This is a genomic window from Tibeticola sp. (genome assembly GCF_022759015.1).
Classification (GTDB): domain Bacteria; phylum Pseudomonadota; class Gammaproteobacteria; order Burkholderiales; family Burkholderiaceae_C; genus Tibeticola; species Tibeticola sediminis.
This window is the reverse complement of record NZ_JAEMQB010000116.1, coordinates 1-9086: the sequence shown is the minus strand read 5'-3', so window position 1 is coordinate 9086 and position 9086 is coordinate 1. Positions and strand designations below refer to the sequence as shown.

The 9086-nt window shown below is 70.1% G+C and carries 8 protein-coding genes and 1 pseudogene; 3 read left to right on the top strand and 6 right to left on the bottom strand.

Features of this window, described 5'->3' with window-relative positions:
* The 5 genes and pseudogenes from JHC36_RS07420 to JHC36_RS07400 form a co-directional block, all read right to left on the bottom strand.
* Positions 1–160: pseudogene (locus tag JHC36_RS07420) on the bottom strand (spermidine synthase); the annotation flags it as partial.
* 222 nt (positions 161–382) lie between these two features.
* Positions 383–910, bottom strand: coding sequence for a DNA-deoxyinosine glycosylase (locus JHC36_RS07415; RefSeq protein WP_287917758.1), 528 nt, complete (start codon positions 908–910; stop codon positions 383–385).
* Between the two features lie 122 nt (positions 911–1032).
* Positions 1033–1905, bottom strand: coding sequence for a TatD family hydrolase (locus tag JHC36_RS07410; protein WP_287917752.1), 873 nt, complete (start codon positions 1903–1905; stop codon positions 1033–1035).
* An 18-nt stretch (positions 1906–1923) separates the two neighbouring features.
* On the bottom strand, positions 1924–2652 hold the full coding sequence (gene lolD, locus JHC36_RS07405) for a lipoprotein-releasing ABC transporter ATP-binding protein LolD (protein WP_287917755.1): 729 nt from the start codon (positions 2650–2652) through the stop codon (positions 1924–1926).
* 10 nt (positions 2653–2662) lie between these two features.
* Complete coding sequence (locus JHC36_RS07400; protein WP_124220555.1) at positions 2663–3919, bottom strand: lipoprotein-releasing ABC transporter permease subunit; 1257 nt, start codon at positions 3917–3919, stop codon at positions 2663–2665.
* A 161-nt stretch (positions 3920–4080) separates the two neighbouring features.
* Between JHC36_RS07400 and JHC36_RS07395 the strand changes: the two genes are divergently transcribed.
* Together JHC36_RS07395 and recJ are read left to right on the top strand one after the other, a co-directional pair.
* Positions 4081–5082: a hypothetical protein gene (locus tag JHC36_RS07395; RefSeq protein ID WP_287917750.1), complete on the top strand. Its 1002-nt coding sequence runs from the start codon at positions 4081–4083 to the stop codon at positions 5080–5082.
* A complete protein-coding gene (gene recJ / locus JHC36_RS07390; protein WP_287917748.1) occupies positions 5079–6836 on the top strand; it encodes a single-stranded-DNA-specific exonuclease RecJ in 1758 nt (585 codons plus the stop codon). The genes JHC36_RS07395 and recJ overlap by 4 nt, the downstream gene beginning before the upstream one ends.
* Positions 6837–6861: 25 nt before the next feature.
* Here the strand turns inward: recJ and JHC36_RS07385 are convergent, their stop codons facing one another.
* Entirely contained in the window at positions 6862–7314 is a 453-nt protein-coding gene (locus tag JHC36_RS07385; RefSeq protein ID WP_287917745.1) for an OsmC family protein, read from the bottom strand.
* A 92-nt stretch (positions 7315–7406) separates the two neighbouring features.
* Here JHC36_RS07385 and ilvA point away from each other — a divergent pair, with 92 nt between their 5' ends.
* Complete coding sequence (gene ilvA, locus JHC36_RS07380) at positions 7407–9020, top strand: threonine ammonia-lyase, biosynthetic (protein WP_287917743.1); 1614 nt, start codon at positions 7407–7409, stop codon at positions 9018–9020.
* Positions 9021–9086: the final 66 nt, after the last annotated feature.

Genomic DNA, 9086 nt, shown 5'->3' with positions numbered 1-9086 from the left:
TGCGCTGCACGTATTCGAGTTCGATCGCAAACGGATCGTCGATACGCATCGCACCCTGCACCCAATCGGTGCCCAGGTGCAGGCAGCGCACCCCATCGAAATCGGAAAAATGCACCTCAGGCAATTCGGCTCGGGCGGCGCCGCGTCGGGTCGTGGTCATGAACACAGGGAGGGGATCAAGGTCAACAGGGTCAGCGTTGCTCAGTCAGGCTTGCTCTTATGGCAACGCTGAATCAGTTCCTGCGATGGTACGCGCCCGGCCGCGGGATGGGATGCGAGGCGCAAACCGCAGCCATAGCCGCAGCTATGGCGAGGATTTGCAACGAAGCAGACCGCCCGCAGCCGGGATGCGCGACGCGCGAGGGACTTGTTCAGCGTTGCCTTATACCAGCCCATGCCGGGCAAACACGGCGCGCCAAGCCGCCAGTTTGCGTTCGAACGACCAGCTCGCGTTGGCCGGGCTGGTCGAGGGCAGGCGGTGCGACTCCAAAGGCCGGGGAAACGCCGCGAGCACGCGGCGGGCGTGCCGAAAGCTCTCGCCGCCGTTGTGCGCCACCGCCACGATCTGGGGGCCGCGCGCGGCGAGCGCGGCGAAGTCGTTGAGGATGGCGTTGCGGATGGCGGCGTCGAGACTGCCCTCGCGCGTGCACGCCGCGTACACGTCCCACAGGCCCACGCGCTGCGCGAGCAGCCAGGCGATCCTTTTTTCATAGCACCAACCGACCTTTTCACGCTGGGGTGGCGGCCAAATCGTCTCGATGATGCGCCAGAAATGGTTGTGCGGATGCGCGTAGTACTGCTGCGCCGCGAGCGAAGCCACGCCCGGGAAGCTGCCAAGCACCACCAGCACGGTGTCGTCGCGCACGACCGGTGCGAGGCCAGTCAGAGGCGCCCCATCCCGCGCGGCCACCGGCGCGGCGACGACGGGCGCCGTCACCGCCGGAGCGCTGGGAGCAGCCTGGGTTTGTTCCTTTTTTGAGAGCACGATTTCACCATTTCACGCCGGGGCTCGGCGCTAAAAACTGCGGCGGGCTACGCGCACGCCGTCCCCTCGCAAGCCGCGCCGAGCAGCCCGCGCAGCCGGGGCAGCGCGGCGCAGGCGTTTTCTCGCGTCGCGGCAGCGAGCGCCTCGCTTGAGAGTCCGCGCAGCGCCGCCAGCACCGCGCCGATGCGGGGCAGCTCCGCGGGCTCGTTGCGCGCCTGCGGCGTCCCCGCTGCGCGACGCGCCGCATCGACATAGCGCCACTGCGGCGGCATGTCCGGCGCATCGGTCTCGAGCACCAGCGCGTCGAGTGGCACGGTTTGCGCGAGACGCCGGATCTGCAAGGCCCGCTCGAAGCTCAGTGCGCCGCCAAACCCCAGCTTCAAGCCCAGCCCGATGAACGCCTGCGCCTGCTGGGCGCTGCCGTTGAAGGCGTGTGCAATGCCGTGCCAGCCCTTGGCGCCGGCGAGCACGCGCAGCTCACGCAGCAAGGCGTCGGCCGAGCGCCGCACATGCAGGACGACCGGCAGGCCGTAGCGGCGCGCCAGGCGCAGTTGCGCGCGGTAGAACTGCAGTTGCCGCGTGCGCAACGGCTCGCGCGTGAGTTCGGGCACGAAAAAGTCCAGACCGATCTCGCCCACGGCGACGAGGTGCGGGTCGTCGCGCGCCGCGGAGAGCGCGGCGTCGAGCGCGTCCAGGTCCGCGTCACGGGCCTGCGGCACGAACAGCGGGTGGATGCCCAGCGCATAGGCATCGCCCAGGCGGTGCGCCAGCGCCGCGGTGGCCGCAAAGTCGGCCGCCTGCACGGCGGGAATGACGCAACGCACGACGCCAGCGGCAGCGGCACGGGCGCGCACCGCATCGACATCGGCCGCGAACTCGGGCGCGTCGAGGTGGCAGTGCGTGTCGATCCAAGCGGGCATGGGCCACCCCGCGCGGCTCTAGCCTTCAGCCGGCGCAAGCCGCCCCTGCACCAGCCGCAGCCGGCGCGCGCAGCGCGCGGCCAGCGTCTCGTCGTGCGTGACGACGACGAAGGCCGTGCCCTGCTCGCGCGCGAGTTGGAGCATCAGGTCGAACACGCCTTCGGCCGTGCTGCGGTCGAGGTTGCCGGTGGGCTCGTCGGCCAGCACGCAGCGCGGCCGGGTCACCAGCGCGCGGGCGATGGCCACGCGCTGGCGCTCGCCGCCGGAAAGCTCGGACGGCCGGTGCCGCGTGCGCTCGGCCAGGCCGACGGCGGCCAGCATGGCCTCGGCGGCGCGGGCGGCCTCGGCGCGGGTGCTGCGGCGGATCCACAGCGGCATGGCGACGTTGTCGCGCGCACTGAATTCGGGCAGCAAATGATGGAACTGGTAGACGAAGCCCAGGTGTCGGTTGCGCAGCACGCTCTGCTCGGCCGCGCTCAGCGACGCGAGCGGCTGGCCCATGAGTTCGACCGCGCCGCTCGTGGGCGCGTCCAGCCCCCCGAGCAGATGCAGCAAGGTGCTTTTGCCCGAGCCCGAAGCGCCGACGATGGCCAGGGTCTCACCGGCACGCACCGTGAGGTCCACGCCGTGCAGCACCGTCACGTCGAGCGGCCCCTCGTGAAAGCGCTTGGTCAGCCCCGTGGCGCGCAGCACCACGTCGGCCTCTGCATCCGGCGTGGCGCAGCGGGTGCCGGCGCCGTCGCGCATGATTTCGGGCTCACTCATAACGCAGCGCCTCCGCCGGGTTCACACGGCTGGCGCGCCAGCTCGGGTAGAGGGTGGCGACGAAGGCCAGCAGCAGCGAGAGCACGGCGATCGGCACGATGTCGCCGCGCTGCGGGTCGCTCGGCATGCGGTCGATGAAATAAATCTCTTTGGGCAGAAAGCTCGCATGCAGCAGCCGCTCGATCGCCGGCACGATGACGTCGATGTTGAAGGCAACCAGCAGCCCCAGCGCCAGCCCCGCCAGCGTGCCGATGACGCCGACCAGCGCGCCTTGCACGACGAAGATGCCCATGATGCTCGCCGGGCTCGCGCCCAGCGTGCGCAGGATGGCGATGTCGGCGTGCTTGTCGGTCACGGTCATCACCAGCGTCGAGACGAGGTTGAACGCCGCCACGGCGACGATGAGCGTGAGGATGATGAACATCATGCGTTTTTCGATCTGCACCGCGGCAAACCAGGTGGCGTTCTGGCGCGTCCAGTCGCGGATGCGCAGGTCGCCGCTGAGGCTGGCGGCGAGTTGCTCGGCCACCGAGCGCGCGCGGTCGAGGTCGCGCAGCCGCAGCCGCACCCCGGTCGGGCCTTCGACGCGGAAGATGCGCGCCGCGTCGTCGATGTGCAGCAAGGCCAGCGTCGAGTCGTATTCGTAATGCCCCGAGCGGAAAATGCCCACGACCGTCATCTGCTTGAGCCGCGGCACCACGCCCGCCGGCGTGACCTGGCCGCTCGGCGCCACCAGCGTCACCGGGTCGCCCTCGCGCACGCCGAGCGAGCGCGCCAAATCCACCCCCAACAGAATGCCAAAGCCCCCCGGCGTGAGGCGATCGAGCCCCGCGTGCTGCAGATGCTGGCCCAGGTCGGTCACGGCCGGCTCTTGCGCCGGGTCTACGCCCCGCAGCAGCACGCCCTTCATGTCCTCGCCGCGCGTGAGCAGCGCCTGCGCGCCGATGAAGGGCGCAGCCGCCACCACCTCGGGGTTGGCGCGCGCCTCGGCCAGGGTGCGCGCCACGTCGGGCAGCGCCGCGCCGTCGGGCGCGAAGATTTCGATGTGCGAGATCACGCCCAGCATGCGGTCGCGCACCTCCTTCTGAAAACCGTTCATCACCGACAGCACGATGATGAGCGCCGCCACCCCGAGCGCGATGCCCAGCATCGACACCGCGGAGATGAAGGAAATGAAGCCGTTGCGGCGCGCGGCACGCCCCGCGCGCGTGTAGCGCCAGCCGACGATGAGTTCATAAGGCGTTTGCATCGGGGGTGATTGTGGCATCGGCGCCGCCCGGTAAGCCGCTGCGCGACAATTCCGGCCCGGGGCGTCGCGAGCGCATCCCCCGGGCGCACCCCAGCAGCCTGCCCCGCGCTGCCTTGACTCAGATGGCCGCGGTCACGCCCTCCCCCTCCTAACGGTTACCGATGTCCACCACCGCTTTGCACCTGCTGGTCTTGAATGCGCATGCGCCCAGCGCCCGGCCGCGGCCCGCGCTCGAGGCGCTGCTGCGCCGCCTGGCCCCAGGCCCCCGTCAGCTCGTTCCCGAAGATGCGCCCGAAACCGCGCCGGAGCGCGCGCTGGCCTTGGCGCTGGGCCTGGCCACCGACCCCGCGCAGGCCGCGCCCTGGGCCGCGCTGCAGGCGCACGCTTGGGGCCTGCCCGCGGCCGGCCGCTCGGCCTGGGGCTGGCTGAGCCTGTGCCACTGGCAGGTCGGGATGGACCATGTGTTCATGCACGAGCCCGAAGCGCTCGCGCTCGAGGCCGCAGAAGCCCAGGCACTGCGAGCGGCCATCGAGCCGCTGCTGGCCGAAGACGGCCTCACGCTGCACGAGCCGCCGACCGCAAGGCCCGAGGCGCGGGCGGTCCCCGCTGCCTGGCGCGCGGCGCTCGACGCCGTGCGGCCGCGCGGCGTCTGCTGGCTGGTCGAAGGCGAGGCGCTGCATGGCCGGCGTTTGGCCTCGGTGGCGCGGGCGGCCGGCGCCGACGTGCGGCCGTGGCTGCCGCGCGAACACCGCGACCCGCTCGCACGGCTCTTGAGCGAACTGCAAATGCAGCTCTACGCCCACCCCGTCAACGACGCGCGCGCCGCACGGCGGCAGCCGCTCGCCAACGCGGTTTGGTTCAGCGCCGCCGGCAGCCTCGAGGCGCCGCCCGAACCGCGGCCGCTGCAGATCGATGCCGCGCTGGCGCAAGCCTCGGTGACGGGCACCGACCGCGCGCCCGCGCGGGACGAGGCCTGGGCCAAGCTCGACCGCGGGCCGCTCGCGCAACTGGCCGCAGCCGCCGCACGCGGCGAGCCGGTGACGCTCACGCTCTGCGGCGCCCAGGCGTTTCAGACCTGGGGACCGCAGCGGCGCGGCCTGGGGCAACGGATTTCAAGGTTTTTCGGCCGAACCCCAGCGTCAAACGGTCTTCTTTCGCTATGAAAATTACAGTGCGTGATGTGCCGCCACGCGCGGCCTGGGCGCTGGAGCAGGCCGGCGTGCACCCGCTGCTGGCGCGGCTCTACGCCGCGCGCGGCATTCAGCGCCCCGAGGAGCTCGACGATGGCCTCGCGCGTTTGCTGCCGCCCGCCACCCTCCTCGGTGCCGACGCCGCCGCAACGCTGCTGGCCGACGCGCTCGAAGCGGGCCGCACGCTCTGCGTAGTCGCCGACTACGACTGCGATGGCGCCACGGCGTGTGCGGTGGCTTTGCGCGGTCTCGCGATGCTGGGCTTTGCGCCTGCACAGCTGCGCTACCTCGTGCCCGACCGCGTGGTCGACGGCTATGGGCTCACCGCGCCGATCGCCGAGCGCGTCCGGGCGCTTGGTGCGGATTTGCTCGTCACCGTGGACAACGGCATCGCGAGCTTCGAGGGTGTCGCCGCCGCCCGGGCGCTGGGCCTGTCGGTGCTCGTCACCGACCACCACCTCTGCGCCGCCGACGCCAGCGGCACGCCGCGCCTGCCCGAAGCCGACGTCATCGTGAACCCGAACCAGCCCGGCTGCGCGTTCGAGAGCAAATCCATCGCCGGCGTGGGCGTGATGTTCTACGTGCTGCTCGCGCTGCGCGCCGAGCTGCGCCGCCGGGGCCGCTTCGATGCCGCGACGCAGCCGCGGCTCGACGCGCTGCTGCCCCTGGTCGCGCTCGGCACGGTGGCCGACGTGGTACGGCTCGATGCGAACAACCGGCGCCTGGTCGCGCAGGGCTTGAAGCGCGTGCGCGCGGGCCAGATGCCCGCCGGAATGGCCGCGCTGTTTTCGGTCGCCGCGCGCAAGCCCCAGGCCGCCACCAGCTTCGACTTCGGCTTTGCGCTGGGGCCGCGGCTCAATGCCGCGGGGCGGCTCTCGGACATGACGCTCGGCATCGAGTGCCTGCTCACCGACGACGCCACGCGCGCGTCGGAACTCGCGCAAACGCTCGACGCCATCAACCGCGACCGCCGCGACCTCGAGGCAGACATGCGCGAGCAGGCCATGCTCGCCGCCGAGACCTTGTTCGCCCAGCGGCTGCAGCAGGAGGGCACGCTGCCCAGCGGCCTGGCGGTGTTCGACGAAAGCTTTCACGAAGGCGTGGTCGGCATCGTGGCCTCGCGCCTCAAGGACCGCTTGCACCGCCCGAGCTTCGTCTTCGCGCCCAGCGGCGCGCCCGGCCAAGCGGGCGTGCTCAAGGGCTCGGGCCGGTCGATTCCGGGCTTTCACCTGCGCGACGCGCTCGACCTCGTCGCCAAGCGCCACCCCGGCGTGCTGCTGCGTTTTGGCGGCCACGCGATGGCGGCCGGCTGCACGCTCGCGCCCGAAGGCTTCGAGACCTTTGCGGCTGCCTTTGATGCGGTCGCGCGGGAATGGCTCGACGACGCCGCGCTGACGCGCCGGCTCGAGACCGACGGGCCGCTCGCGCCCGAATACCGCCGCCCCGACCTGGTCGAGACGCTGCACCGCGAGGTCTGGGGCCAGGGCTTTGCACCGCCCGTGTTCAGCGAAGAAGTCGAGGTGCTGAGCCAACGGCTGGTGGGCGAAAAACACCTCGCGCTCAAGCTGCGTCACGCCGGACAAGCGGTCGACGGCATCTGGTTCTCGCACACCGAGCCGCTGCCCGCCCGCGTGAAACTCGCCTTCCGCCTCGACGTCGACGAATGGCAAGGCCAGCGCCGCGTGCGCTTTCTCATCGAAGGCGCCGAAACCGGCGAAGCGGCGTGAGAGCGGGCGCGGTCAGCCTGTCAATTCACTGGTCTTCGATCAGCTCGAAGCTCGTCTCGATCTGCGCGGTCTTGCCCAGCATCACCGAGGCCGAGCAGTACTTGTCGTGGCTGAGTGCAATCGCCCGCTCGACGGCGGCGGGCGGAATGCCCCGGCCACGCACCGTGAAGTGCATGTGGATGCGGGTGAACACCTTCGGATCGGTTTCGGCCCGATCGGCCTTGAGGCTCACGGTGCACGCGCGCACGTCGTGGCGGCCGCGGCGAAGAATCAACACCACGTCATAGGCCGTGCATCCGCCGGTGCCGGCCAACAGCAGCTCCATAGGCCGCGGCGCCAGGTTTTGCCCGCCGAGCGCGGGCTGCGCCGGGTCGGCAGCCCCGTCCATCACGAGCGCGTGGCCGCTGCCCGTCTCGGCCACGAAGCCCATCCCCGAGCGTGTTCCGCACGCCCCCGTCCAACTCACGGTGCATTCCATCTTGGCATCCTTTGCTCAAGCCCAACCCGCGCGATTGTGCATGGGTGCGCGGCAACGCGAAGACGGGCGGTGCGTTCCCTTACGATATCCGCATGTCTTCCGCACCCCCACCCCAGCCGCTGACCGCGATCGATTACCTGCGCAAAATCCTCACCGCACGCGTCTATGATGTGGCCGTCGAGACGCCGCTCGACCCCGCGCGTCAGCTCAGTCGGCGCTTGCACAACAAGGTGCTGCTCAAGCGCGAGGACCAGCAGCCGGTCTTCAGCTTCAAATTGCGCGGCGCCTACAACAAAATGGCGCAACTCACGCCCGAGCAGCTGCAAAAGGGCGTCATCTGTGCCTCGGCCGGCAACCACGCGCAAGGCGTGGCGCTCAGCGCGCACCGCTTGGGCACGCGCGCCGTCGTCGTCATGCCCACGACCACGCCGCAGGTCAAGGTCGACGCGGTGCGCACGCTCGGCGGCGAAGTCGTCCTGCACGGCGACTCCTACTCCGACGCCTATGCCCACGCGGTGGAACTGCAGCGCCGCGAGGGCCTGACCTTCATCCATCCGTTCGACGACCCCGACGTGATCGCAGGCCAGGGCACGATCGCCATGGAAATGCTGCGCCAGCATCAAGGCCCGCTCGACGCGGTGTTCGTGGCCATTGGCGGCGGCGGCCTGATCGCCGGGGTATCGGCCTACATCAAGGCGCTGCGGCCCGAAATCCGCGTCATCGGCGTGCAGATGAACGATTCGGACGCCATGCGGCGCTCGATCGAGGCGGGTGAGCGCAGCGAACTGGCCGACGTGGGCCTGTTCTCCGATGGCACCGCGGTCAAGCGCGTCGGCGAAGAAACCTTCCGGCTGGCGCGGCAATGGATCGATGACTTCGTCGTCGTCGATACCGATGCGGTCTGCGCGGCGATCAAAGACATCTTCGTCGACACGCGCAGCATCGTCGAACCTGCCGGCGCGCTCGCGGTCGCAGCCATCAAGCAATACGTGGCCGAACACAAGACCCGCGGACAAACCTATGCGGCCATCCTCTGCGGCGCGAACATGAACTTCGACCGCCTGCGCTTCGTCGCCGAGCGCGCCGAAGTCGGCGAAGAACGCGAAGCCCTGCTCGCCGTCACGATTCCCGAAGAGCGCGGCAGCTTCCGCCGATTTCTCGAACTCATCGGCAGCCTGCCCGGCGGGCCGCGCAACGTCACCGAATTCAACTACCGCATCCAGGACCCGCAACGCGCGCATGTCTTCGTCGGGCTCACCACCCACGCGCCGGGCGAAGGGGCCAAGATTGCCCAGCGCTTCAGCCGCCACGGCTTTCCCACGCTCGACCTCAGCCACGACGACCTCGCGCAAGAGCACATCCGGCACATGGTCGGCGGCCAGTCGCCGCTCGCGCACGACGAACGGCTGTTGCGCTTCGTCTTCCCCGAGCGACCGGGCGCGCTGCTGAAATTCCTCTCGCTGATGCGGCCGGGCTGGAACATCAGCCTCTTTCACTACCGCAACCAGGGCGCAGACTACGGGCGCATCCTGGTCGGCCTCCAAGTGCCTCCGGAAGAAGACGCCGACTTCAGCGAGTTTCTCCAAACACTCGGCTACCCTTGGGTCGAGGAAACGCACAACCCGCTCTACGGCATGTTCCTGCGCAGCCCGAACCCCGCGACGCCAGATGCGAAAAACGGGCGCATGGGCTCCCAAATTTTCTGAAGCTTCCGCAATAATCCCAGCCATGTCTCTGTTCGACTGGATCTCCCCGCACAAGAAGGCACCTGC

What these genes read in the sequence shown, in the direction of transcription:
- JHC36_RS07410 (WP_287917752.1), bottom strand. Translation starts at nt 1,905, where the DNA reads ATGCCCGCTTGGATCGACACGCACTGCCACCTCGACGCGCCCGAGTTC.
- lolD (WP_287917755.1), bottom strand. Translation starts at nt 2,652, where the DNA reads ATGCGCGACGGCGCCGGCACCCGCTGCGCCACGCCGGATGCAGAGGCC.
- JHC36_RS07400 (WP_124220555.1), bottom strand. Translation starts at nt 3,919, where the DNA reads ATGCAAACGCCTTATGAACTCATCGTCGGCTGGCGCTACACGCGCGCG.
- JHC36_RS07395 (WP_287917750.1), top strand. Translation starts at nt 4,081, where the DNA reads ATGTCCACCACCGCTTTGCACCTGCTGGTCTTGAATGCGCATGCGCCC.
- recJ (WP_287917748.1), top strand. Translation starts at nt 5,079, where the DNA reads ATGAAAATTACAGTGCGTGATGTGCCGCCACGCGCGGCCTGGGCGCTG.
- JHC36_RS07385 (WP_287917745.1), bottom strand. Translation starts at nt 7,314, where the DNA reads ATGGAATGCACCGTGAGTTGGACGGGGGCGTGCGGAACACGCTCGGGG.
- ilvA (WP_287917743.1), top strand. Translation starts at nt 7,407, where the DNA reads ATGTCTTCCGCACCCCCACCCCAGCCGCTGACCGCGATCGATTACCTG.